Below are 24,065 nucleotides of genomic sequence, written 5' to 3'. Positions count from 1 at the left end.
CTAACAAAGGCAAGGGGCTTTTCTGCCCCTGCGGTTTTGTTAGAAAAATACTTCAACTTTAAGCTTAAAAAACCTAAAATTTAGGTATAATCTCACAAAACGCTTACTATGTCGTTTCATAGTTAGTCTTGATTGATAAATTTCCGCCAAGAGTGAAAACTCAAGGCGGATTTTTTATTATAGTGAATCTTGTTTTTTGCTTTTCTAATTTTTTGCCAATCTTTTCTATTTTTTTGTAAAAGTATTTTTGCTATGAATTTCTCATAATCGAAAGCCACGTCTCTTTCGGTTAAATGTTTTTTAGTATAAATGTATTAAGCTTAGACTAAGCGTGGTTTTTATAAAATTTTCACATGGTTATATCAAATGAGCTTGATTATCTCCTTAATTAATTCTAAGACAAGAACTAAAAATTCAATGATCTTACTCATCATGTCTCTTTCTTGCAACCGAAAGAGTAGCCATGCCTAATATGCTTTAATTATAGTATTTTTGAATAAATATTTTATCATCTTATTGATTATTTGTGTGATAGAATTTCCTTTCCGCAAATTAATGCACCTTAATACTTTTAGTCTCTTGTTAATTTTCTTATTTTTGGATATCTTTATAATCAAATACAAAAAACTTCTTATAAAAATAGTTTTTATCTTTTTTATTATGTCTTTTTGTGTAAGCATTTAAAATAAACTCCTTAAGCTAATTTCTCCTAACTTTTTAAAACAAAAAATAAAAAGTTAGGAGAAAAGTTAGGGAAAAATTTTTAAAATGGATTTTAACGGAAAAATTTAATTTAGATTTTAGATAGTTTTAAAGTCCTATTTTATAGATATTGTTTAAGTTTTATATTTATGTTAATTTATGTAGTTAGCAGTATAAATGGTGCGGTTAGCGAGATTTGAACTCGCACACGCGGAGCGCACCACCCCCTCAAGATGGCGTGTCTACCAATTCCACCATAACCGCATAGAAAAAAGCCCAAAAAAGGGCTTTGATAAGTTTTATTGTAAAACTATAAAAGGATTTGCATAAAGTGCTATTAGCGCGATAACAAGAGCATAGATAACTTGTGCTTCAATCATCGCTAAAGCGATAAACATAGTTGTCATTAATTTTGGCCCAAGACCAGGGTTTCTAGCTGTTCCTGCAATTGTTGCCGCTGCAGTATTACCCATACCGATAGCACCACCAAGTGCTGCAACACCAAGACCTAAGCCTGCTGCAAGAACTGAAAATGCTTTAATCCATACATTAATAGCTTCTTGCTCTACTGGAGCATTAGTTTCAGCTGCAAAAGCTACTGCTGCACATGCTAATAACAAAAAAAGAACTTTTTTCATTATCTTAACCTTTCTATAAAAAAATATTTTTCAATTTTTAAATCAGTTCGGCTTGCGTATCCCTACTTAAGACTTAAAAATAAAGCCGAATTATAACCAAAAGTATCTTTATTTTTATTGAAATTTACAAAAATTCACATTTTTGATTTAAATTTGATTGTTTTCAATAAAGCTTAAAAGTTTTTTTGCTTTAATAATATTTTAAAATAATTTTTAAGTTAAGGTTGTAACATTGAGTTCTAAATTTTCAAAAATAGGTTTCATTTTAGCGGTAGCAGGTTCAGCGGTGGGCTTGGGTAATGCTTGGAAATTTCCAACACTAGTAGGTCAAAGTGGTGGATCTGCTTTTATCTTGCTTTATATAATTCTTACTTTGGGTGTAGGTTTTGTGATATTTTTAGCTGAGCTTAGCATAGGAAAAATTAGTGAAAAAGATCCGGTTAATGCCTATGAAAAGTTAGCACCTTCAAATAAAAAAGCTTGGTCTTATGTTGGTTTTACTATGGTAGGGGCGATTTTAATAGTTTCTTTTTATACCTTGGTGATTGGTTGGATAGTTAAATATGTGTTTTTAAGTATCACTGGAAATTTGCCTATGGATCTAGAAGCAAGTAAAGCGCAGTTTGGATTTTTTACAAGCGAGGATTTTTTAAGTCAGTTTATTTATTTTACTTTGGTTTTTTTATGTGTTTTTTATATTGTTTCTAAAGGTGTTAAGAATGGGATTGAAAAGTTAAATGTTTGGATGATGCCTTCATTGTTTATTTTACTTATTTTAATGCTTGTTTATGCTATTAGTAAAGATGGTTTTATGATGGCGGTTAAATTTCTTTTTGTACCTGATTTTTCCAAAATCAACACTTCAAATGTTCTTGAAGCTTTAGGACTCGCCTTTTTTAGCCTTTCTTTGGGTGTTGGAACGATTATTACTTATTCTGCTAGTCTGCCTGATAAAACTAATTTTATTACCAGTACTTTAAATATTATTTTTATCAATCTTTTAGTTGGTCTATTAATGGGTTTGGTTGTTTTCACTTTTATCTTTGAATTTGGTTACAATCCTAATCAGCAAGGACCAGGACTTGTTTTTATTTCCTTGGCTACTTTATTTGAAAAAATTGGAGTGATTGGTTGTATTTTTGGAGCAGCATTTTTTATTTCTTTAATCTTTGCTGGTATTACTTCAGCTGTTTCAATGATAGAGCCTTTTGCTTTTTACCTTATTAATACTTTTGGTATGAGCCGTAAAAAAGCTTTGATTTTAATAGGAATTGTTGTTTATATTTTAGGAATGTTGTGTATTTTATCTTCTTTAAAAAGTACTCAGTTTGGATTTTTTGGAATGAGTTTTTTTGATTTGCTTGATAGTGTTTCAAGCAAGGTTATTATGCCTTTAGGTGGAATTTTGGCAGCTATTTTTGTGGGATTTGTGATGAAAAAAGAAGCTTTAAAAATTTTATTTAAACCTTATATGAGGGGTATATTTTTTGAACTTTGGTATGTGTTTTTGAGATTTATTTCCCCTTTGGCTGTTGTTATAGTTATGATAGCCGCTTTTTTAAAGTGAGTTTGAAAAATAATGAGAACATATTTTTCAAAAATCGGTTTTGTATTGGCTGTTGCTGGTGGAGCCGTTGGTTTAGGTAACGCTTGGAAATTTCCAACTTTAAGTGCAGAAAATGGTGGTTTTGTTTTTGTGCTTTTATATTTGTTTTTTACTTTAACCATAGGATTTAGTATTTTTTTGGCTGAAGTGGCTATGGGACGTTTAAGTAAAAGTGATCTTGCAAATGCTTATTCAAATCTTGCCATAAAATATGGCAATAGATGGCGATATGGCGGCGTTTTTATGTTAGGTGGTATTTTTGTTCTCTCTTTTTATCTAGTTATTATGGGATGGGTTTTAAAATATACTGTAGTTAGTCTTTATTATCTTCCTAAAACCTTAGATGAAGCAGCAAGTAATTTTCAGAATTTAATTACTACAAATTTGACAAGTTCTGTTTTTTTCTTCACTTTATCTTTTTTTCTTACTTTATTAATAGTATCTAAAGGTTTAATCAAAGGGATTGAAAAATTAAACGTTGTTATAATGCCTAGCTTATTTTTAATGCTTGTTTTTATGTTGTTTTATTGCATGGGATTTAAGCAAGGTTTTGCAAATGCTTTTTCTTATTTATTTTATCCTGATTTTTCACATTTTAAATTTAGCTCTATTGCCGAAGCTTTAGGGCTTGCATTTTTTACCTTATGCTTGGGAATAGGTTGTATAGTTACATATTCATCAGCCTTGGATAAAAAAACAAATTTTATAAAAAGTTCAGTGTATATTGTTTTGATTAACTTATTGATTTCTTTTATCATGGGGCTTATTGTTTTTACTTTTATCTTTGAATTTGGAGCCGATCCGCATACTCAAGGAGCAGGAATTGTTTTTGTATCCTTGATGAGTTTATTTAATCAACTTGGAGCTTTAGGCTATATTTTTGCATTTTGTTTTTTCTTAGCACTTTTTTTTGCTGGTATTACTTCAGCTGTTTCAATGATAGAGCCTTTAACTTTTTATATGATTAATAACTATCAAATTTCTCGTGTTAAAGCTCTATTTTTAATAGGTTTATTTGTTTTTGTTTTTGGAATTTGTTGTATCTTGTCATTAAATTTAAATTTTTTTTCTATGTTTAGTTTTTTTGGCAAAGATTTTTTTACTTTATTAGATAAATTAACTTCAAATTTTTTACTTCCACTTGGTGCTATAGTATGCTCTATATTTGTAGGTTTTTTTATGAATAAAAAACAAATTTATAAAATTTTTTCTAAATTTATAAGTCGAAAAATTTTCTTAATTTGGTTGTTTTTTATTCGTTTTATATCGCCTATAGCAATAATTTTGGTAATGTGTTATCAAATTTTTGTATAATAATGAAAAAATATTTTTTTAAGGAAAAATAATGGCTAAAAAATTCATCGATGTAATGGATACAAGCTTTAGGGATGGTTTTCAGTCTGTTTATGGAGCTAGGGTTTTAATGGATGATTTTTTTCCTGCAGTAGAAGCAGCAAAAGAAGCGGGTATTACTCATTTTGAATTTGGTGGTGGTGCTAGATTTCAAAGCTTGTATTTTTATCTTAAAGAAGATGCTTTTACCATGATGGATAGATTTAGAGCTATTGTAGGAAAAGATGCCAATCTTCAAACTTTAGCAAGAGGGGTTAATACTGTTACTTTAGATACTGGAAGTAGTGAGCTTATTGATTTGCATGCAAAACTTTTTGCAAAACACGGTACCACAACGATAAGAAATTTTGATGCTCTTAATGATATAAATAATTTAAAATTTAGTGGCGAATGTATAGCAAAACATGGATTAAAACATGAAATCACTATTACCTTAATGGATCTACCGCCAAATTGCAAAGGTGCTCATGATGTGCCTTTTTATGAAAAAATTTTGAAAGAAATTTTAGCAGCAGAAATTCCTTTTCACAGCATTTGTTTTAAAGATGCAAGTGGAACTTCTAATCCAAATAAAATTTATGAAACCATTAAAATGGCTAGAAAAATTTTACCTCAAGATGCACATATTAGACTTCATACGCATGAAACCGCAGGGGTGAGTATAGCCTGCTATCTTGCAGCACTTGAAGCAGGTGTTGATGGTATCGATTTGGCTGCAGCTCCTGTAAGTGGTGGAACTTCTCAGCCTGATATTTTAACCATGATGCATGCCTTAAAAGGTAAAGATTATGATTTAGGTGGACTTGAAGAAGAAAAAATTCTAAAATACGAAGAAGTTTTAAAAGATTGTTTAAAAGAGTATTTTTTACCCCCTGAAGCTACTATGGTAAATCCACTTATTCCTTTTTCTCCTATGCCAGGAGGAGCTTTAACGGCAAATACACAAATGATGAGGGATAATAATATTTTAGATAAATTTCCACAGGTCATTCATGCTATGAGAGAAGTTGTAGAAAAAGGTGGATTTGGTACTTCGGTTACTCCAGTTTCTCAATTTTATTTTCAACAAGCATTTAATAATGTTATGTTTGGGCCTTGGAAAAAAATCGCAGAAGGTTATGGAAAAATGGTGCTTGGTTATTTTGGAAAAACTCCTGTTACACCCGATGCAAATATTGTTGAACTTGCTTCAAAACAACTTAATTTAGAACCTACTACAGAGCTTGCTATAAATATAGCTGATAAAGATGAGAGTAAAAGTATAGCTTATACCAAAACCTTACTTGAAAAAGAGGGTATAGAAACGAGTGAAGAAAATATATTTATTGCAGCAGCTTGTAAAGAAAAAGGTATAGCATTTTTAAAAGGAGAGGCAAAGATAAATGTACGCAAATTAGCTAGTATGCCAAAACCTATGAGTGTAGATGAAAACAAATTTACCGTAGCTGTAAATGGTAACAAATATCATGTAGAAGTAAGTTATGGTTTTGATAAAGATGTTAATGTTAAAAGTGTAAAAAAAGTAGAAGAAAATAAAAATATTATTTCTTCAAATTCAACAAGTTCTGTAGATGCTGAAAATGAAGTTTTAGCAGGTATCTCGGGTAATGTTTTTAAAATTTATGTTAACGAAGGTGAAGAAGTAAAATCAGGTCAAGCTATCATGGTTTTAGAAGCAATGAAAATGGAGATTGAGGTTAATGCCCCAAAAGATGGAATTATTTCAGAGCTTTGTATTAAAATAGGCGATACTGTTAATGAAGGTGAAGTATTAGCTATTTACAAGAATTAAAGTGAGGGAAAAATGAAAAAATTTGATAATTTAGGTTTAGATAACATAAAGGAAATTTTTCATAATTTAAGTTATGATGAATTAAATGCTCATGAAAAAGCAAATAATGAAGGTTTAAGCACGGATAATGATACTTTTTGTGTGGATACAGGGATTTTTACAGGTAGAAGTCCTAAAGATAAATATTTTGTAAAACAAGATCCATCTAGTAAATATATAGCTTGGGGAAAGGTAAATCAGCCTATTACAAAAGAATTATTTGATAAACTTTTAACTAAAGCAAAGCAAGAATTAAGCGGAAAGAAAATTTATGTTCAAGATGCTTTTTGCGGTGCTTCTTTGCAAAGTCGCAAAGCAGTAAGATTTGTTACTGAAATTGCATGGCAAGCGCATTTTGTTAAAAATATGTTTATTCGCCCAAGTCAAGAGGAACTTGAGAATTTTAAAGCAGATTTTATTGTTTATAATGCTTGCAAATGTATCAATGAAGATTACAAACAAGATGGTTTAAATTCAGAGGTTTTTGTGATCTTTAATGTTGAAGAAAATATAGCGGTTATTGGTGGAACTTGGTATGGTGGAGAAATGAAAAAAGGTATTTTTTCTATGATGAATTATTGGCTGCCACTAGAAAATAAACTTTCTATGCATTGTAGCGCAAATGTCGGAGAAAAAGACGATGTCGCACTTTTCTTTGGACTTAGCGGTACAGGAAAAACTACGCTTTCAACCGATCCAAAAAGAAGACTCATAGGTGATGATGAGCATGGCTGGGATGATGAAGGTGTATTTAATTTTGAGGGCGGTTGTTATGCAAAAACAATCAATCTTGATCCTGAGCATGAGCCTGAAATTTATGGAGCTATTAAAAGAAATGCACTTTTAGAAAATGTAGTTTTAAGAGCTGATAAGAGTGTTGATTATGCCGATGCTTCAAAAACAGAAAATACGAGAGTTTCTTATCCTATAGAGCATATTGAAAATCATGAGCCTAGCTTAAAAGCAGGGCATCCAAAAAATATTATATTTTTAAGTGCAGATGCTTTTGGAATTTTACCTCCGGTGAGTAAATTAAGTAAAGAGCAGGCTATGTATTATTTTTTAAGCGGTTATACAGCAAAAGTAGCTGGAACTGAGCGTGGTATAACAGAGCCTCAAGCAACTTTTTCAGCTTGCTTTGGAGAACCTTTTATGCCTTTGCATCCAACGGTTTATGCGAGATTGCTTGGTGAAAAGATTGAAAAACATGAAGTTAGTGTTTATCTTGTTAATACGGGTTGGAGCGGTGGAAGTTACGGTGTAGGTAAAAGAATGAGCATTAAGGCTACTAGAGCTTGCATTAATGCTATTTTAGATGGAAGTATTGTAAAATGCGAATTTGAAAATTTTGAAGTGTTTAATTTAGCTATTCCAAAAGCTTTAGAAGGTGTAGAAAGCACGCTTTTAAATCCTATAAATACTTGGTTGGATAAAAATGCCTATGCTGAAACAAGAGATAAGCTAGCACATATGTTTGTGCAAAATTTCAAACGTTATGAAGATGTCAAAGAAGGTATTGAATTTAGCAAATTTGGACCAAAAATTTAAGGTATTTAAATGAAAAATGAAATGTGGTCAGGACGCTTTAGCGGTGCAAGCGATGAGCTTTTAAAAGAATTTAATGCGAGTTTAAATGTAGATAAAACTTTGTTTAATGAAGATATACAAGGATCTATAGCGCATGCTACAATGCTTGAAAGTTGTGGTATTTTAAAAAAAGAAGAATTAGATGCTATTATAAAAGGCTTAAAAAAAGTTAAAAGTGAAATAGAGCAAGGTAAATTTGTTTTTGATATTAAAGATGAAGATATACATATGGCTATAGAAAAGCGTTTAAGCGAGATTATAGGCAGTGAAATTGGTGGAAGACTTCATACTGCAAGAAGTAGAAATGACCAAGTGGCTACTGATTTTAAACTTTTTGTCAAAAAATCTCACATAGAACTTTTAAAACTTTTAAAAGAATTGATTCAAACTATGCTCGAACATGCTAAAGCGCACAAAAAAACCATTATGCCAGGTTTTACACATTTACAACACGCTCAGCCTGTGAGTTTTTCTTTTTATATTTTAGCTTATGCTTTTATGTTAATGCGAGATGTTAAGCGTTTGCAAAATAGCCTAGAACTTGCAGACTTTTTGCCACTTGGATCTTGTGCATGTGCAGGAACAAGCTATAAAACCAATCGTGAGTTGAGTGCTAAAATTTTAGGATTTAAAGATATTATGCCAAATGCTATGGATGGAGTGAGTGATAGGGATTTTGCTCTTGATTTACTTTATGATATAGCAGTTATTTTTACACACACTTCAAGACTTTGTGAAGAAATGATTTTATTCTCAAGTTCGGAGTTTTCTTTTATAACTATAAGTGATAGTTTTTCAACGGGAAGTTCTATTATGCCTCAGAAAAAAAACCCCGATGTTTGTGAGCTTATACGTGGAAAAACAGGGCGTGTTTATGGAAATTTGATTTCTCTTTTAACTATAATGAAAGCTTTACCTTTAGCTTATAATAAAGATATGCAAGAAGATAAAGAAGGACTTTTTGATAGTGTAAAAACGGCTAAAGATAGCTTAATCATCTTAAATGCAATGTTAAAAGAAATACGAATTAATAAAGAAAATATGCTTAATGCTTGTAAAAAAGGTCATTTGTTGGCTACCGATTTGGCAGATTATTTGGTGCGTGAAAAAAATATTCCTTTTAGAAAAGCACATTTTATAGTGGGAAATGTTGTTGCACAAGCTGAAGCACAAGGCATTGATATAAGTGAAATTAAAGATCTTTCAAAAATAGATCCTGTATTTGATGAAAAAGCTATGGAACTTTTAAATTTTGAATTTTCTTTAAATTCTAAGCAAAGTGAAGGCTCAAGTTCTATTGCAAGCGTAGAAAAGCAAATTCAAATTTTGGAAGGTTTTATTCAAAATTTATAAATATTGTTTAGGCTATTTTGCCTAAACATTGAATCTAAAATGCATTACATCGCCATCTAAAACGATATAGTCTTTTCCTTCAAGGCGTAGCTTTCCTGCTTCTTTGGCGCCATTTTCGCCTTTGTATTGGATATAATCTTCATAGGAAATAACTTCAGCTTTTATGAAACCTTTTTCAAAGTCATTGTGAATTACACTTGCTGCTTTTGGTGCTTTCCAACCTTTTTTGATTGTCCAAGAACGCACTTCAACTACACCAGCGGTAAAATAACTGATCAGTCCAAGCTTAGCAAAAGCAGTGCGTATGATTTGATCAAGACCGCTTTCGTTAACTCCTAGAGAACTTAAAAATTCATGACTTTCTTCATCACTTAATCCTACTAATTCTTCTTCGATTTTTGCACAAAGCTTGATAACTTCATGATCATTTTTTTTAGCATATTCTTTTAAAGCTTTTACATAATCATTATCTTCACTAATACCATTTTCATCAACATTTGCACCATAAATCACTTCTTTAGCAGAAAGCAGTCTTAATTCTTTGATTAAGGCTTGATAAATTTCACTTTCTTTTTCAGGGTAAGAACTTGCAGCTAAGCCTTTGTTTAAATGATCAAGTAAGGAATTTGCAAGTTCGAGACTTTCTTTAGCACCCTTTTGATTGGCTTTGGCTTCTTTGGTGAGTTTTTCTATTTTTTTACTCAGTTGTTCAATATCTGCTAAAATAAGCTCTGTATTGATAATTTCTACATCACGTAAAGGATCAACTCCACCTTCAACATGGGTGATATTTTCTTCATCAAAACAACGCACTATGTGTAAAATAACCTCAGTTTCGCGTATATTTGAAAGAAATTTATTTCCCAAGCCTTCGCCTTTACTTGCACCTTTAACAAGTCCAGCGATATCTACAAATTCTATTAAAGAATGCATAATTTTTTCAGGTTTTACGATTTTGGCAAGTTCATTAAGTCTTAAATCAGGAACTTCAACCATGGCTTTATTAGGCTCTATGGTGCAGAAAGGATAGTTTGCGCTTTGGGCATTTTGTGCTTTAGTTAAAGCATTAAAAGTCGTTGATTTGCCAACATTTGGAAGTCCTACTATACCTACACTTAAACTCATTTAGCTTTCCTTAAAATTTGAATTAAATAATTAACACACATTCTAACTCCAGCTCCACTTGCGCCAAAACTAGAATATCCCCAAGATTTTTCTGTATAAGCAGGTCCTGCTATATCAAGATGTAGCCATTTGTCTTTATATTCTTTACGAATAAATTTATCTAAAAATAACCCTGCGGTAATTGCACCTCCGTAGCGACTAGAGGCAGTGTTGCTAACATCGGCAATATTTGATTTTATAAGTTCTTTTAAGTGAGGGTTGAAGTGTAAGATTGTAGTATATTCTCCACTTTTTTTAGAGCTTAGATAAAAATCATTTTGCAATTCTTCATTATTTCCCATAATAGCGCTTGTAAATTCACCAAGTCCTACAACACAAGCTCCAGTAAGAGTTGCCATATCGATAAGTAAATCAGGTTTTAAATCTTGTGCAAAAGAAAGACAATCAGCTAAAACCAAGCGTCCTTCTGCATCTGTATTTCTTACCTCTATGCTTACACCTTCACGACTGATTAACACATCATCGGGCTTATAAGCATTGCCGCCTATCATATTTTCAGTTGCACCTAAAATACAATGCACTTCTAAATCTAAAGCAAGTTCAGCTACGGCTTTTATGATTCCCATTGCTGCTGCTGCACCGCTTTTATCAGCTTTCATTGTAAGCATAAAATCAGCTGGTTTTAAGCTTAATCCACCGCTATCGTAAGTTAAGCCTTTTCCAACAAATACAACACGTTTTTTTGCATTTTTGGCTTTATAGCTTAGATGAATGAGGCGTGGTGGGTGTACCGAGGCACGATTTACTGCTAAAAAGGCATTCATTTTTTCTTTGGCTAAAAATTTTTCATCATAAATTTTACAAGTGATGTTTTTATTTTCTTTAGCTAAATTTTGTGCATCTTCTGCCATTTTCAAAGGGGTGTAAATTTCAGGAATTTCATTGACTATATTTTTAGTAAAATTTGTGGCATTAGCTAAAATTTCTCCACGCTCTAAACCTATCTTAGCTTCATCTTTATTAAATTTCTTACCATTTAATTCTTCGCTTGAAATAATAAATCTTTCTAAAGTACTTGTTTTTTTCTCACTTTTATATTTGTCAAATTTATAAGCTCCAAAAAGTACGCCTTCAACTAAAGATGCAAAACTTCTAACTACACAATCTCCTATTATGCTAGGAAGTTTTACGCTTTTAATATTAAGTTTCTCAAGAGTTTTATATGCTGTGTAAAGACTTAATCTTATATCCTCATAAGCAAGACTTTTAAGCTCTAAATAAAGCTTTTTATTGTTTAAGTCCAATAAAACACCTTCGCCTTTGTAATTATTAAGTTTAAAAAAATCTTTTTCTTTGTTAAAATTTTTTAAATTTTTATCCTGTATAAAAACAAGTTCAAAGTCTGCTTTTATAGCATCTAGTTTTTTATCGTTTAATTCAAATTTCATGGTTTTTTCCTTTTATCTTTAAGTATAGCTTTTTCCATTTGTTTAAAACCAAATAATAAAAGGGATAAAAAAGCTATAATAATAATGGCTGCATAATACCAATGTTCTTCAGCCCAGGTCACCATCTTCCAAATTTGTTCTCCAAAATACCAAGCTAGAAGTATAGTGATTGATGCCCAAACCCAAGCGCTAAAAAGATTGATGATAGCAAATTTTTTTGCGCTATAACGTGTGACTCCTATACTCATAGGTATAATGGTTCTAAAGCCATACATATAGCGTTGTATAAAAATAATAGGCCAACCAAAACGTTGTAAAAGTAAGTGTGCTACTGCAAATTTACGCCTTTGAGTTTTTAATTTTTTTTGTATGTAGCGTTTATTATATCTTCCTATATAGAAATAAATTTGATCACCTACAAAACCACCAAGTCCTGCTATAAATATAATAAAACCTAGATTTACATGTCCTTGATGGGCAAAAATACCTGCTAAAATTAAAGCCAACTCCCCTTCTAAAATACACCATAAAAAAATAATAATATAAGCTAGATCTTTGTATTGGTAAAGTAAATTTTTTAAAAATTCTTCCATTTGTACCTTTCTATAGTTTTAAATTTCTAAAACACTATAAACTGAAGTAAGTTTTTCAAGTTTATTTGCTCCATTTAAATCTTTAAGATTCATTAAAAAACAAGCTTCAACGCATTTTGCTCCAGCTTTTTGAATGAGTTTATACGAAGCTATAGCTGTTCCGCCAGTTGCTATTAAATCATCTACAAGTAAAACTCTTGCATTTTGAATATTTTTAAATGCATCTTTATGAAGTTCTACTTTATCGCTGCCATATTCAAGATCGTATTCGCAGCTAAAGGTTTCAAAAGGGAGTTTCCCAGGTTTTCTAATAGGCACAAAAGGAAGATTAAGTTTTGCACAAATCATAGATGCAAAGATAAATCCTCTGCTTTCTGTTCCTGCTATGAAGTCTAGATTGTAATCTTTGTAGCGTTCTTTTAAATGTTTAAGTAGAAAATTTAAAGTCTCTTTGTTATTTAGTAGAGTGGTAATATCTCTAAAAATAATTCCTTTTTTTGGAAAATCAGGAATAATTCTAATGCTATCAAGCAGGTATTTTTGTTCTTCTTGTGTTAGTTTTATCATAATAATGCCTCGATTTTTGCTTCTAATTCTTTAATTCTTTGTCTTAGTTTGTCATTTTCTAAACGATATTGAGAATTTCTAGTTCTTAAAGATGTAAGGTCTGCTTTGATTTTATTAAGTTCTTCTGTGAGTATATCTATATTTCCAAGACTTCTTTGAAGTTGGATTTGTAGTTTTCTAATAACAATCTCAGTATCATCAAGATTGTTTTTGATAAAATCTTTTGATGTTTTTTCTTTATTAAGTAAAGTTTTATAGTAAAACAACATTACAATCAGATAGATAGTTGCACAAATCAATATAGTTAAAACAAGCCAGTTTGTAAACATTATATTTTTACCTCAATTTTTTGGATTCTTTGCATATGTCTCCCTTCTTCAAAAGGAGTTTGAATGAATTTTTCTATAATATCTATAGCCAATTCAATCCCGATTAATCTTCCGCCTAATGCCAAAACATTGGCATCATTATGTCTTCTTGCAAGTTCTGCACTTAAGCTTTCATGGCATAATGCACAACGAATGTTTTTATGACGATTTGCTGCAATAGAAATTCCAATTCCGCTTCCACAAATAAGAATGCCAAAGCTTCGTTTGTCTATTTTTTCGGCAAGTAAATGTGCATAATCAGGATAATCGCAGCTTACGCAAGTGTTTGTTCCTAAATCGTTAAAAATTATATTTTTTTCTTTCAAAAATACGCAAATTTTTTCTTTTAATTCAAAACCAGCATGATCACTAGCAATATAAATTTTTTCCCTAAGCATTGGTTTCCTACATTACTATATAAAATAAGATAAAAACCTAATCTTATCATATTAAATCATAAAAACAGCTTTTCTTTTTTTAAAATAAGCTTTATTTTTCTTTATATATGTTAGAATTATGTGACAAGAAAAATAAAATTTCAATAAATTAAGGGGAGAAGAAAATGAAGCTCATACTTATAGGATCTTCAACAGGTGGTCCTAATCAGCTTAAATTTCTTTTAAAGGATATTGATATAAAAAATACTTGTGTAGTTATAGCTCAACACATGAGTGCCAGTTTTATTCCATCTTTTGTGGGGCAATTTAATAAAGAAGCTTTTAGTGAAGTGTGCTTATTGAATGATAAAGAGATATTAAGCAATAAAATTTATATTTGCCCTAAAAATACTATTTTATCTGGAAATTTAAATATTGTAGCCGCTTGGCAAGATGTGGCTTCAAGCTTTAAACCGAGTGTGGATTTACTTTTTCATTCCGCTGTTTCTTTGGCAAAAACAAATAAAATACTTGCTATTATTTTAACGGGCATGGGAGATGATGGCGCAAAAGGTTTATTTGAGCTTTATAAAACAGGAGTTAGATGTTTATGCGAGAATGAAGCAGATAGCGTCGTTTATGGTATGCCAAAAAGAGCAAAAGATATGAATCCGCATTTAAAACCTATGAGCTTAAAAGAAATTAAAAAAGAAATTGTAAATTTTATTGATCAGGATTAATAAAAGGAAAATTGCATGGAAAAAAAAATAACTCCTAGCGAATTAGAGCTTAATGAATTTATAAAAATTATCAACGAAATGAGCGGTATTGATTTAACCGATAAAAAAAATATACTAGCTTTAAAGTTGAATAAATTTCTTGAAGGAACTAATACTAAAAATTTTTCCGAATTTTTGGGAAAATTAAAAAGCAATAGACAACTTAAACAAGAAACTTTAGATTTTGTAACCATAGGTGAAACTTATTTTTTAAGAGAATTGGTTCAATTGAAAGAAATAATTTATTATGCTAAAAGCTTAGAAAAGAGAGTAAATATCCTAAGCGCCCCTTGTTCAAGTGGAGAAGAGGTATATTCTTTGGCATTATTGGCTGCACAGAATTTTATTAAAGATATGTATATTTTAGGCATTGATATTAATTCAAGCGTGATTGAAAAAGCAAAACTTGGAAAATATCAAGGAAGAACTTTACAGCGATTGAGCGAGAGTGAAAAAAGAAGGTTTTTTTTGGAAAGCGAAGATAAATTTTATACTATTAATAAAAATGAGCTTTGTACTTGTAAATTTGAACTTTGCAATGTTTTTGAAGAAAAATTTTCAAGATTGGGAAAATTTGATATTATAGCTTCTAGAAATATGATTATTTATTTTGATCATGAATCAAAACTAAAACTTATGGAGAGATTTCATAGAATTTTAAATGATAAAGGAAGGCTTTATGTTGGCAATGCTGATTTAATTCCAGAGACTATTTATTTTAAAAAGATTTTCTCTCCAAGAGGTGTTTACTATGAAAAAGTATAAATTCTAAAAATTACTAAAAGTTACACTTTAGAAATTTATTAGTAAAAATAAGTTACATTTTGAAGTAGTTTTCTTTATTTAATGATAAAATAATTTTAATTAATTTTATATTTAGTTAAAAATAAAGGAAAAAACTTGATTGAATTAAAAAATGTAAACAAATACTACGGAACTCATCATGTTCTAAAGAATATTAATCTTTCTGTTAAAGAAGGTGAGAAGCTTGTTATTATAGGTCCAAGTGGAAGTGGAAAAAGTACAACTATCCGTTGCATGAATGGGCTTGAAGAAGTTAGTTCAGGCGAGGTCGTAGTTAACAATCTTGTTTTAAATCATAAAAATAAAATTGAAATTTGTCGAAAATATTGTGCAATGGTTTTTCAGCATTTTAATTTATATCCACATATGACGGTTCTGCAAAATTTGACCTTAGCTCCAATGAAACTTCAAAAAAAATCTAAAAAAGAAGCTGAAGAAACAGCTTTTAAGTATTTAAAAGTCGTAGGTTTAGTGGATAAAGCAAATGTTTATCCAGCAACCCTTTCAGGCGGACAACAACAACGCGTTGCTATAGCAAGATCACTTTGTACTAAAAAACCCTATATTTTATTTGATGAACCTACTTCAGCCCTTGATCCAGAAACCATACAAGAGGTTTTAGATGTAATGAAAGAAATTTCACATCAAAGCAATACTACCATGGTGGTTGTTACACACGAAATGGGTTTTGCAAAAGAAGTAGCAGATAGGATTATTTTTATGGAAGATGGTGCTATTGTGGAAGAAAATATTCCTAGTGAATTTTTCTCAAATCCAAAAACTGAAAGAGCGCGACTCTTTTTAGGGAAAATTCTTAAAAATTAACCAAAATTGAAAGGAGAAAAAATGGTTTTTAGAAAATCTTTGTTAAAGTTGGCAGTTTTTGCTCTAGGTGCTTGTGTTGCATTTAGCAATGCTAATGCAGCAGAAGGTAAACTTGAGTCTATTAAATCTAAAGGACAATTAATAGTTGGTGTTAAAAATGATGTTCCGCATTATGCTTTACTTGATCAAGCAACAGGTGAAATTAAAGGTTTCGAAGTAGATGTTGCTAAATTGCTAGCTAAAAGTATATTGGGTGATGATAAAAAAATAAAACTAGTTGCAGTTAATGCTAAAACAAGAGGCCCTTTGCTTGATAATGGTAGTGTAGATGCAGTGATAGCAACTTTTACTATTACTCCAGAGAGAAAAAGAATTTATAATTTCTCAGAGCCTTATTATCAAGATGCTATAGGGCTTTTAGTCTTAAAAGAAAAAAAATATAAATCTTTAGCTGATATGAAAGGTGCAAATATTGGAGTGGCTCAAGCTGCAACTACAAAAAAAGCTATAGGTGAAGCTGCTAAAAAAATTGGTATTGATGTTAAATTTAGTGAATTTCCTGATTATCCAAGTATAAAAGCTGCTTTAGATGCTAAAAGAGTTGATGCGTTTTCTGTAGACAAATCAATATTGTTAGGCTATGTGGATGATAAAAGTGAAATTTTGGCAGATAGTTTTGAACCACAAAGTTATGGTATTGTAACCAAAAAAGATGATCCAGCTTTTGCAAAATATGTTGATGATTTTGTAAAAGAACATAAAAATGAAATTGATGCTTTAGCGAAAAAATGGGGTTTATAATATGAATGAAAGCGTAGGTTTTGTTGAACATTTAAGACAAATTCTTACTTCTTGGGGTTTATATGATGAAAATAGTATAAGCCCTTTTGCGGTATGGAAATTTTTAGATGCTTTGGATAATAAAGATGCTTTTATTAATGGTTTTATTTATACTTTAGAAGTAAGTATTCTTGCTTTGCTTATAGCTACAATTTTTGGAACTATAGGCGGAGTTATGGCTACAAGTAGATTTAAAATTATCAGAGCCTACACTAGAATTTACGTAGAGCTTTTTCAAAATGTTCCTTTGGTAATACAAATTTTCTTTTTGTTTTATGCCTTGCCTGTTTTAGGTATAAGACTTGATATATTTACTATTGGTGTATTGGGTGTTGGAGCTTATCACGGAGCTTATGTAAGCGAGGTGGTTAGAAGTGGAATTTTGGCTGTGCCAAGAGGTCAGTTTGAAGCTTCTGCTTCTCAAGGATTTACTTATATTCAACAAATGCGTTATATTATAGTACCTCAAACCATTAGAATTATTTTACCACCGATGACAAATCAAATGGTAAATTTAATCAAAAATACCTCTGTATTGCTTATTGTAGGTGGAGCTGAGTTAATGCATTCTGCTGATAGCTATGCAGCTGATTATGGAAATTATGCGCCAGCTTATATATTTGCAGCGGTTTTATATTTTATAATTTGTTATCCTTTGGCTTATTTTGCAAAGGCTTATGAAAATAAATTAAAAAAAGCACATTTAACGAGATAAAGGGTTGTTAATGGAAAATGTTTTTAATGCACAAAATATTGAATTTTTAATGCAAGGTTTATTTCTGACATTAAAAATAGCCTTAGCAACTTGTATTATTTCGATTGTTTTTGGAACTTTTTTAGCTATAACTAAAAATTATGGGGATAGATTAAGTAAATTTTTAGCAGCTTGCTATATAGATATTTTTAGAAATACTCCTTTATTATTATGGATGCTTGCAGCTTGTTTTGTTCTACCTGTATTTTTTGGACAATTTCCTCAAGCTTTTTGGGGTACTATAGGATTTTCACTTTATACGAGTTCGGTTATGGCTGAAATTATTAGAGGTGGATTAAATTCTATACCAAAAGGTCAGTTTGAAGCAGCTTATTCTCAAGGTTTTGGTAAATTTTTTACTCTTTTTTATATTATTTTACCACAAACTTTTAGAAAAATAATACCTGCTTTATTATCTCAAATTGTAACCACTGTAAAGGATACAGCTTATTTAGCGGGTTTAGGTATAGCTGAACTTACTTATAATTCAAAAACTATATTGGCAAAACTAACAAGTTTTGAAGAAATTTTAGCGATGATAGGTGTTGTTGCGGGAATTTATTTTATAATATGTTTTTCGCTTTCTATGTTGGTAAGATATTATGCCAAAAAGACAGCTTACATTTCTTAAAAAAGCTTATATTTTTATATAAGCTTTTTAAATTTACAGCAGTTTTTAACATTTTTTTTATTAAAATCTTTTATATTAATTCATAATTTTATTGATTAAGGTTTTTTATGCGAGGTTATAAAATTTTTTCAGGCTCAGCTAATGTCGAATTTGCAAGACAAGTTTCTAAATATCTCTCCCTGCCTTTAAGTGATGCTGGAGTAAAGCGGTTTAGTGATGGAGAGATTAGCGTTCAAATTGATGAGAGTGTACGCGGAAAGGATGTTTTTATTATTCAAAGTACTTGCGCTCCTACAAACGATAACTTAATGGAACTTTTAATTCTTACAGATGCTTTGCGTCGCTCAAGTGCAAATTCAATTACGGCTATTATCCCATATTTTGGCTATGCGAGACAAGATAGAAAAGCAAATCCTAGAGTGCCAATTACTGCTAAACTTGTGGCTAATTTGATTCAAGCAGCTGGGATTGATCGCGTAGCTACGATAGATTTGCATGCAGGGCAAATTCAGGGTTTTTTTGATATTCCAGTAGATAATCTTTATGGAAGTATAGTTTTTAATGATTACATTAAAGCCAAACATTTTAAAAATGCTATTATAGGAAGTCCAGATATAGGGGGTGTTGCAAGAGCTAGGAGTGTTGCAAAGCATTTAGGGCTTGATATAGTTATAGTTGATAAGCGTCGTGAAAAAGCCAATGAAAGTGAAGTAATGAATATTATTGGAGATGTAAAAGATAAAGAAGTTATCTTAGTGGATGATATTATTGATACTGCTGGCACTATAGTTAAAGCCGCGGAAGCTTTAAAAGAAAAAGGTGCAAAATCTGTTATGGCTTGCTGTACTCATGCAGTTTTAAGTGGAAAAGCCTATGAGAGAATAGCAAGTGGAGCTTTAGATGAGCTTGTGGTAACAGATACTATACCTTTAAAAGAGCAATTACCAAATATTAAAGTATTAAGCGTTACACCTGTTTTTGCTGAAGTAATACGTCGTGTTTATCATAACGAAAGTGTAAATTCTCTTTTTATTTAGATTAAAAAAGCTTAAAGATTATTTTTAAGCTTTTCATTTTTATGCTACTTAAAGAAACAAAAAACATATATTTTTTTAAAAATGTGAAAAAACTAAACATCTTTCTATACAATTTAATCTATAAATCTGCTATTCTTTGAAAATATTTTATTTTCTTAGGAGAAATATGACTCAGTTAAGTACTAAAATTTTATGGTTGTTTGTTGCAACTTTAGGCGCTATTTGTTTTGGTTATTTAGCTTTACAAAATGGCGAAAGTGTATCAGCGATTTATTTGGTGGTTGCTGCTGTATGTATTTATATGATAGGATATAGATTTTATGGGCGTTTTGTAGCTTATAAGGTTTTAGAACTTGATAAAAATCGTGCAACACCAGCACTTGTAGAAAATGATGGGCGTGATTTTGTGCCTACAAATAAAGCTGTATTATTTGGACATCATTTTGCTGCTATTGCAGGAGCAGGTCCATTAGTAGGACCTATCTTGGCCGCTCAAATGGGATATTTGCCTTCTATGCTTTGGATTTTAGTAGGAGGAGTTTTAGCGGGTGCTGTGCATGATTTTGTTGTTCTTTTTATATCTACTCGTAGAAAAGGTAGAAGTCTTGGCGAGATAATTAAGGATGAGATGGGTAAATTTACAGGTGGAGTTGCTATGGTGGCGATTTTTGGTATTATGCTTATTATTATTGCCATTTTAGCTATGGTGGTTGTAAAAGCTTTAGCAGAATCTCCATGGGGTTTATTTACTATCGCAATGACTATTCCTATAGCAATATTTATGGGAATTTATATGCGTTTTATCCGTCCAGGTAGGGTAGGGGAGGTTTCTATAATAGGTTTTGTGCTTTTAATTTTGGCTATTCATTATGGTAGCGTTATAGCTGCTGATCCTTATTGGGCTAAAATATTTACTTTAGAAGCTCCAACTTTGGCAATTGTTATGATGGCTTATGGTTTTATTGCTTCTGTTTTACCTGTGTGGTTTTTACTTGCTCCAAGAGATTATCTTTCAACTTTTTTGAAAATTGGTGTTATTGTGGTAATGGCTGTAGCTATTGTTTTGGTTGCTCCTGATTTACAAATGCCAAAAGCAAATACTCAGTATTTTGATGGAACAGGTCCAGTATTTGCAGGTGGAGTGTTTCCATTTTTATTTATTACCATTGCTTGTGGTGCGATCAGTGGTTTTCATGCTTTGATTTCTAGTGGAACTACTCCTAAAATGCTTGAAAACGAAACTCATGCTTTGGCTGTTGGATATGGCTCTATGCTTGCTGAAAGCGCTGTGGCGATTATGGCTTTAATTTGTGCTTGTATTTTACATCCAGGTCTTTATTTTGCTATAAACTCAAGCTCTGCTTTGATAGGAACAGATGTTGTAAATGTAGCACAAACCATTTCAAGTTGGGGATTTAGTATTGCTCCTGAAGAAATTACTACTTTAACCGCAAATATAGGAGAGCATACTATACTTTCAAGAACAGGTGGAGCTCCAACTTTTGCTATAGGTGTAGCTTTGATCTTGCATGAACTTTTTGGCGGCGTGGATTTGATGGCTTTTTGGTATCATTTTGCTATATTGTTTGAAGCTTTATTTATTTTAACAGCGGTGGATGCTGGGACAAGGGCTTGTCGTTTTATGGTGCAAGATATATTGGGTAATGTTTATAAACCTTTAGGAGATATTCATAATTATCCAGCTGGACTTTTGGCTACGGCTTTAAGTGTTGCAGGTTGGGGATATTTTCTTTATCAAGGCGCCATTGATCCTAAGGGAGGAATTTATACACTTTGGCCTCTTTTTGGCGTGAGTAATCAAATGCTTGCGGGTATGGCTTTGCTTCTTGCTACAACTATACTTGTAAAAATGGGCAAGGCAAGATATACTTGGGTTACTTTAGTACCTGCGGTATTTGTCTTAGCGGCAACTCTGTATGGAGGAATTCAAAAAATTATGCCTTATGAAGAAGGCAATAAAGTAGCAAATGCGGTAAGTCATGTAGCCGCCGTTAGCATACAAAGTCAAAAAATTAAAGATTTAGAATTTAAATTAAATAATACTAAAGATGAAAAAGAAATTTCTACAATTAAAAAAGAAATTTCAATAGCCACTCAAAGTAAAGTTGGAAATTTACTTAATGCAATTCTTTGTGTGTTCTTTATGATGGCTACCTTGCTTGTTATAATTTCTTGTATAGGAATTTGCTTAGGTAAAATTAAAATTCCTCTTAAAGAAACTAAGTATATTAAGATTGATGAATTTCAAAAAATTTAAGTATTATTATGAAAAAGCCGAAAGGTTTTTTCATCCCTTGGTGGGACTTTCTAGTTATGATAAGTATTTAGAACACATGAAACAAAAACATCCAGGAAAAATTCCAAAAACCAGAGGGGAATTTTTCAAAGAATGTCTAGATAAAAAATATAATAGTGGCGGTTTAAATAAATGCTGATAAGCTTAAAGGATAAAGTTTTATCATACAAAATAAGCTTTAAGCATTTAAAAAGCCATGAATTCTTTTAAGTTCTTCACTAATAGGCTTTTTCTTTCCATCTCTTGTAACACTTACATAAGTTACTAAAGCCGAAGTTACATTAATACAAGAAGTACAACCTTGAGAATCCACTCTTTGAGCTGTGACTTCTACTTCAACGCTGATTGAAGTGTTGCCCACATTTACAACTTTAGAGTAACAAGAAATTATATCGCCTATAAAAACAGGTTCTTTAAAAACTACTTTATCCATAGAGATGGTTACAACGCGTTCAGGAGAAAGTTCTCTTGCTGCGATAGCTCCTGCTAAATCGATTTGTGAAAGTATCCATCCGCCAAAAATATTTCCTGCTGGATTTGTGTCACTTGGCATAGCTACAATTTTTAATTTTGGTTCTCCCATATCTCTCATTTTTACTCCTTATTTTAAAAAATGAATTATAATTAAAAAAGTTAAAAAGGAGAATAAAAGTATGAATAATTTTAAAGAAATAGCTAAATTGGTTAGAAAATACAAAGAAAGAAATAATGCGTTATATGAGTTTTTAGACAAAGAAGATGTGGGCGAGTATTTTAGATCTTTGATTTCTTTAAGTGAGTTAAAACAAGATACAACAACTATGCTAGCCATACTTAGGCGTTTGGTTGATTTAAAGGAAGAAAATTTAGTTCAAGAGTGGAAAAAAAACAACTTTAAGGAAGATAAGATTATAGAGTTAAAACATAAGTTCTATGAAGAGGTTAGAAAGTTTTACGAAAAAGAACATCAAAATTTAATTAATGAAATAAAAGAGAAAAAACTTTTAAATAATTTTTATCTGTCTTTAATACAAGGAGTGCATAATATAGGTTTAATTATGAATATTTTTGAAATTTCTTGGACTAAAGAAATTATAGAAAAAAATAATAAAATTTTATCTACTCAATTTCCAAATTTAGATGATGCAATGGAATTTTTACGTAAAAATCATTTATATCAAAAAACTCCAGAAGGAGAAATTTGTGAGCGAAGCTACGGTGTTTTAGTTAGAATAGGAAATTTATGGAAATTTGTTCCTTATGCGAGATTTTTCGAGAATGAAATTTTAAAATTAGAATTTGCTTTTGAAGATATGATTGATCAGCTTAAAATATTTGCTAGCAACGAAGAGGAAAAAGCTTATATAGAATATTTTGAAAAATTAAAATTGGCGTTTTGTGAAAAAGATGAAGATAGAGTTATAAAAGCTTGGCAAGAAGCTGAATTTGCTTGGATGAAAGTAAAATCACCTTTACAAGTGGGACATCCTTTAGAATATTATGAAGATAATTATACTCATGCGGTGGCATTAGAATGGGATATAAGAATAGAAGATGAAAATGATTTTGATGTTTTGAAATTTGGTAGTGAAATTAAGGAAAGTTTTGAACATGTTTATAAAAATATAGGACTTGAAGATTGTGAATTAGAAAAAGAAGTTTTATCTAATATAGAAAAAACTCAACTTTATATTTGCACTCCGATGATATTTTATGGTGCTGAACTTAAAGGTTTATTCTCAGCTCAAGTCGTTCCAAATGATGAGTTTGTAAGTTCTAAGGCGGGCAAAAAAATATTTGCCTTTATAAATTTTGTATATGAAAATGCTAAAACAAAGCCTTTTATGAAAATTTCTAGCGAGATTTTTGATAAAGAATTTTTGGATTTTGGAAGAAATATTTTATTTTATCAGGAAAAAATTTGGAAAAGGGTTTATGAAGTATCAACTATAGGCCATGAATTTGGTCATATATTTTTTATTGCTAATGATACCGAAAAAACAATGAATCAGAGTGGTTTTTTTAAAAATATAGAAGAATATAAAGCTACTACAGGTGGACTTATAAATTTCTTTTATCACGAACAAGATGACTTGATAATGCCTGTTTTTCATGAACTTATAAAAAGAGCTATTGGACTTATTTCTTGGCAAAGGGTTGATGAAGTTAGACCTTATTATACAGAAGGACTTATTCATCTTAGTTTGCTTTTTGAAAGTGAAGTATTGATTTTTGAAAATAATAATTTGAAGATAAATTTTGATTTAGGGCATTATGAAAAATTTAAAGAACTAACTTTAAAAAATTATCATGAATTAGCAAAACACTATGCTTTAAGACTTGATGCAAAAGAGTTTTTAAGTAGATTTTGTGAAATTGAAGATAATATTTTTCTTCCTATTATGCCTAAGTGTAAAGAATTTGTTAAATTTTATTATGATTTATACGAGAAAATTGGCAATGAAATTGATAATAGCGGAGAATTTGAAAGATATAAGAAAAAATAATAAAGTTTTTTGAAAAAAACTTAAAAAAGCTGTTTTTTACTTGA

General features: G+C 30.8%; 23 protein-coding genes and 1 tRNA gene. 15 read left to right on the top strand and 9 right to left on the bottom strand.

Features of this window, described 5'->3' with window-relative positions; translation table 11 throughout:
- Window positions 1-880: 880 nt before the first annotated feature.
- Together ELQ07_RS03275 and ELQ07_RS03270 are read right to left on the bottom strand one after the other, a co-directional pair.
- A tRNA-Leu gene (locus ELQ07_RS03275) sits at window positions 881-966 on the bottom strand.
- A 35-nt stretch (window positions 967-1,001) separates the two neighbouring features.
- On the bottom strand, window positions 1,002-1,340 hold the full coding sequence (locus ELQ07_RS03270) for a F0F1 ATP synthase subunit C (protein WP_002853683.1): 339 nt from the start codon (window positions 1,338-1,340) through the stop codon (window positions 1,002-1,004).
- Window positions 1,341-1,572: 232 nt separating this feature from the next.
- On the opposite strand from ELQ07_RS03270, the gene ELQ07_RS03265 reads away from it, so the two are divergent.
- The 5 genes from ELQ07_RS03265 to argH are packed head-to-tail and all read left to right on the top strand — an operon-like array spanning window position 1,573 to window position 9,070.
- Window positions 1,573-2,907: a sodium-dependent transporter gene (locus ELQ07_RS03265; protein WP_134224730.1), complete on the top strand. Its 1,335-nt coding sequence runs from the start codon at window positions 1,573-1,575 to the stop codon at window positions 2,905-2,907.
- A gap of 12 nt (window positions 2,908-2,919) precedes the next feature.
- Window positions 2,920-4,260, top strand: a complete 1,341-nt coding sequence (locus ELQ07_RS03260) for a sodium-dependent transporter (protein ID WP_002853706.1) — start codon at window positions 2,920-2,922, stop codon at window positions 4,258-4,260.
- Window positions 4,261-4,291: 31 nt separating this feature from the next.
- Window positions 4,292-6,091: a biotin/lipoyl-containing protein gene (locus tag ELQ07_RS03255; protein ID WP_070317142.1), complete on the top strand. Its 1,800-nt coding sequence runs from the start codon at window positions 4,292-4,294 to the stop codon at window positions 6,089-6,091.
- Between the two features lie 12 nt (window positions 6,092-6,103).
- Window positions 6,104-7,678 carry a phosphoenolpyruvate carboxykinase (ATP) gene (gene pckA / locus ELQ07_RS03250; protein ID WP_134224729.1) on the top strand — a complete coding sequence of 525 codons (1,575 nt, stop codon included), beginning with the start codon at window positions 6,104-6,106 and terminating at the stop codon, window positions 7,676-7,678.
- Window positions 7,679-7,687: 9 nt separating this feature from the next.
- Window positions 7,688-9,070 carry an argininosuccinate lyase gene (gene argH, locus ELQ07_RS03245; protein ID WP_134224728.1) on the top strand — a complete coding sequence of 461 codons (1,383 nt, stop codon included), beginning with the start codon at window positions 7,688-7,690 and terminating at the stop codon, window positions 9,068-9,070.
- A 21-nt stretch (window positions 9,071-9,091) separates the two neighbouring features.
- Here argH and ychF read toward each other — a convergent pair whose 3' ends face one another.
- The 6 genes from ychF to rpiB are packed head-to-tail and all read right to left on the bottom strand — an operon-like array spanning window position 9,092 to window position 13,569.
- Entirely contained in the window at window positions 9,092-10,195 is a 1,104-nt protein-coding gene (gene ychF / locus ELQ07_RS03240) for a redox-regulated ATPase YchF (protein WP_022552294.1), read from the bottom strand.
- Window positions 10,192-11,643 carry a leucyl aminopeptidase gene (locus ELQ07_RS03235; protein ID WP_070317144.1) on the bottom strand — a complete coding sequence of 484 codons (1,452 nt, stop codon included), beginning with the start codon at window positions 11,641-11,643 and terminating at the stop codon, window positions 10,192-10,194. Before ELQ07_RS03235 ends, ychF begins: the two co-directional genes overlap by 4 nt.
- On the bottom strand, window positions 11,640-12,236 hold the full coding sequence (locus ELQ07_RS03230; protein WP_070317145.1) for a DedA family protein: 597 nt from the start codon (window positions 12,234-12,236) through the stop codon (window positions 11,640-11,642). Before ELQ07_RS03230 ends, ELQ07_RS03235 begins: the two co-directional genes overlap by 4 nt.
- Before the next feature lie 18 nt (window positions 12,237-12,254).
- Window positions 12,255-12,803 (bottom strand): adenine phosphoribosyltransferase, encoded by a 549-nt coding sequence (apt, locus tag ELQ07_RS03225; RefSeq protein ID WP_134224727.1) that lies wholly within the window; start codon window positions 12,801-12,803, stop codon window positions 12,255-12,257.
- Window positions 12,800-13,132 (bottom strand): membrane protein, encoded by a 333-nt coding sequence (locus ELQ07_RS03220; protein WP_002853247.1) that lies wholly within the window; start codon window positions 13,130-13,132, stop codon window positions 12,800-12,802. The genes apt and ELQ07_RS03220 overlap by 4 nt, the downstream gene beginning before the upstream one ends.
- Window positions 13,132-13,569 carry a ribose 5-phosphate isomerase B gene (gene rpiB / locus ELQ07_RS03215; RefSeq protein ID WP_134224726.1) on the bottom strand — a complete coding sequence of 146 codons (438 nt, stop codon included), beginning with the start codon at window positions 13,567-13,569 and terminating at the stop codon, window positions 13,132-13,134. The genes ELQ07_RS03220 and rpiB overlap by 1 nt, the downstream gene beginning before the upstream one ends.
- Window positions 13,570-13,733: 164 nt before the next feature.
- On the opposite strand from rpiB, the gene ELQ07_RS03210 reads away from it, so the two are divergent.
- The 9 genes from ELQ07_RS03210 (at window position 13,734) to kcuS (ending at window position 21,674) form a co-directional block, all read left to right on the top strand.
- On the top strand, window positions 13,734-14,288 hold the full coding sequence (locus ELQ07_RS03210; protein ID WP_002855874.1) for a chemotaxis protein CheB: 555 nt from the start codon (window positions 13,734-13,736) through the stop codon (window positions 14,286-14,288).
- A gap of 15 nt (window positions 14,289-14,303) precedes the next feature.
- A complete protein-coding gene (locus tag ELQ07_RS03205; protein ID WP_134224725.1) occupies window positions 14,304-15,092 on the top strand; it encodes a CheR family methyltransferase in 789 nt (262 codons plus the stop codon).
- 135 nt (window positions 15,093-15,227) lie between these two features.
- Window positions 15,228-15,956, top strand: a complete 729-nt coding sequence (locus ELQ07_RS03200; protein WP_002865902.1) for an amino acid ABC transporter ATP-binding protein — start codon at window positions 15,228-15,230, stop codon at window positions 15,954-15,956.
- Window positions 15,957-15,977: 21 nt separating this feature from the next.
- Window positions 15,978-16,757 (top strand): bifunctional adhesin/ABC transporter aspartate/glutamate-binding protein PEB1a, encoded by a 780-nt coding sequence (gene peb1A, locus ELQ07_RS03195; RefSeq protein WP_070317148.1) that lies wholly within the window; start codon window positions 15,978-15,980, stop codon window positions 16,755-16,757.
- Between the two features lies 1 nt (window position 16,758).
- A complete protein-coding gene (locus ELQ07_RS03190) occupies window positions 16,759-17,511 on the top strand; it encodes an amino acid ABC transporter permease (protein ID WP_002853332.1) in 753 nt (250 codons plus the stop codon).
- Window positions 17,512-17,521: 10 nt separating this feature from the next.
- Entirely contained in the window at window positions 17,522-18,181 is a 660-nt protein-coding gene (locus tag ELQ07_RS03185; protein ID WP_002853290.1) for an amino acid ABC transporter permease, read from the top strand.
- A 107-nt stretch (window positions 18,182-18,288) separates the two neighbouring features.
- On the top strand, window positions 18,289-19,218 hold the full coding sequence (locus ELQ07_RS03180) for a ribose-phosphate pyrophosphokinase (RefSeq protein ID WP_002856539.1): 930 nt from the start codon (window positions 18,289-18,291) through the stop codon (window positions 19,216-19,218).
- Between the two features lie 166 nt (window positions 19,219-19,384).
- Window positions 19,385-21,496: a carbon starvation CstA family protein gene (locus ELQ07_RS03175; protein ID WP_134224724.1), complete on the top strand. Its 2,112-nt coding sequence runs from the start codon at window positions 19,385-19,387 to the stop codon at window positions 21,494-21,496.
- Window positions 21,477-21,674, top strand: coding sequence for a KCU-star family selenoprotein (kcuS, locus tag ELQ07_RS03170; protein ID WP_002867452.1), 198 nt, complete (start codon window positions 21,477-21,479; stop codon window positions 21,672-21,674). The genes ELQ07_RS03175 and kcuS overlap by 20 nt, the downstream gene beginning before the upstream one ends.
- 39 nt (window positions 21,675-21,713) lie before the next feature.
- Here the strand turns inward: kcuS and ELQ07_RS03165 are convergent, their stop codons facing one another.
- The gene (locus tag ELQ07_RS03165; RefSeq protein ID WP_002853544.1) at window positions 21,714-22,127 is read right to left on the bottom strand and encodes an acyl-CoA thioesterase; all 414 of its coding nucleotides are present in this window, start codon (window positions 22,125-22,127) and stop codon (window positions 21,714-21,716) included.
- Between the two features lie 61 nt (window positions 22,128-22,188).
- Between ELQ07_RS03165 and ciaB the strand changes: the two genes are divergently transcribed.
- Window positions 22,189-24,021, top strand: coding sequence for an invasion protein CiaB (gene ciaB / locus ELQ07_RS03160; RefSeq protein ID WP_134224723.1), 1,833 nt, complete (start codon window positions 22,189-22,191; stop codon window positions 24,019-24,021).
- Window positions 24,022-24,065 lie beyond the last annotated feature (44 nt).

The organism is Campylobacter sp. US55 (genome assembly GCF_004378955.1).
GTDB lineage: Bacteria > Campylobacterota > Campylobacteria > Campylobacterales > Campylobacteraceae > Campylobacter_D > Campylobacter_D jejuni.
This window is presented reverse-complemented; position numbering and strand designations above follow the sequence as displayed.

Coding starts and splice junctions, on each gene's coding strand:
- ELQ07_RS03270 (WP_002853683.1), bottom strand. CDS start 1,340: ATGAAAAAAGTTCTTTTTTTGTTATTAGCATGTGCAGCAGTAGCTTTT.
- ELQ07_RS03260 (WP_002853706.1), top strand. CDS start 2,920: ATGAGAACATATTTTTCAAAAATCGGTTTTGTATTGGCTGTTGCTGGT.
- ELQ07_RS03255 (WP_070317142.1), top strand. CDS start 4,292: ATGGCTAAAAAATTCATCGATGTAATGGATACAAGCTTTAGGGATGGT.
- pckA (WP_134224729.1), top strand. CDS start 6,104: ATGAAAAAATTTGATAATTTAGGTTTAGATAACATAAAGGAAATTTTT.
- argH (WP_134224728.1), top strand. CDS start 7,688: ATGAAAAATGAAATGTGGTCAGGACGCTTTAGCGGTGCAAGCGATGAG.
- ychF (WP_022552294.1), bottom strand. CDS start 10,195: ATGAGTTTAAGTGTAGGTATAGTAGGACTTCCAAATGTTGGCAAATCA.
- ELQ07_RS03235 (WP_070317144.1), bottom strand. CDS start 11,643: ATGAAATTTGAATTAAACGATAAAAAACTAGATGCTATAAAAGCAGAC.
- ELQ07_RS03230 (WP_070317145.1), bottom strand. CDS start 12,236: ATGGAAGAATTTTTAAAAAATTTACTTTACCAATACAAAGATCTAGCT.
- apt (WP_134224727.1), bottom strand. CDS start 12,803: ATGATAAAACTAACACAAGAAGAACAAAAATACCTGCTTGATAGCATT.
- ELQ07_RS03220 (WP_002853247.1), bottom strand. CDS start 13,132: ATGTTTACAAACTGGCTTGTTTTAACTATATTGATTTGTGCAACTATC.
- rpiB (WP_134224726.1), bottom strand. CDS start 13,569: ATGCTTAGGGAAAAAATTTATATTGCTAGTGATCATGCTGGTTTTGAA.
- ELQ07_RS03210 (WP_002855874.1), top strand. CDS start 13,734: ATGAAGCTCATACTTATAGGATCTTCAACAGGTGGTCCTAATCAGCTT.
- ELQ07_RS03205 (WP_134224725.1), top strand. CDS start 14,304: ATGGAAAAAAAAATAACTCCTAGCGAATTAGAGCTTAATGAATTTATA.
- peb1A (WP_070317148.1), top strand. CDS start 15,978: ATGGTTTTTAGAAAATCTTTGTTAAAGTTGGCAGTTTTTGCTCTAGGT.
- ELQ07_RS03190 (WP_002853332.1), top strand. CDS start 16,759: ATGAATGAAAGCGTAGGTTTTGTTGAACATTTAAGACAAATTCTTACT.
- ELQ07_RS03185 (WP_002853290.1), top strand. CDS start 17,522: ATGGAAAATGTTTTTAATGCACAAAATATTGAATTTTTAATGCAAGGT.
- ELQ07_RS03180 (WP_002856539.1), top strand. CDS start 18,289: ATGCGAGGTTATAAAATTTTTTCAGGCTCAGCTAATGTCGAATTTGCA.
- ELQ07_RS03175 (WP_134224724.1), top strand. CDS start 19,385: ATGACTCAGTTAAGTACTAAAATTTTATGGTTGTTTGTTGCAACTTTA.
- kcuS (WP_002867452.1), top strand. CDS start 21,477: ATGAATTTCAAAAAATTTAAGTATTATTATGAAAAAGCCGAAAGGTTT.
- ELQ07_RS03165 (WP_002853544.1), bottom strand. CDS start 22,127: ATGAGAGATATGGGAGAACCAAAATTAAAAATTGTAGCTATGCCAAGT.
- ciaB (WP_134224723.1), top strand. CDS start 22,189: ATGAATAATTTTAAAGAAATAGCTAAATTGGTTAGAAAATACAAAGAA.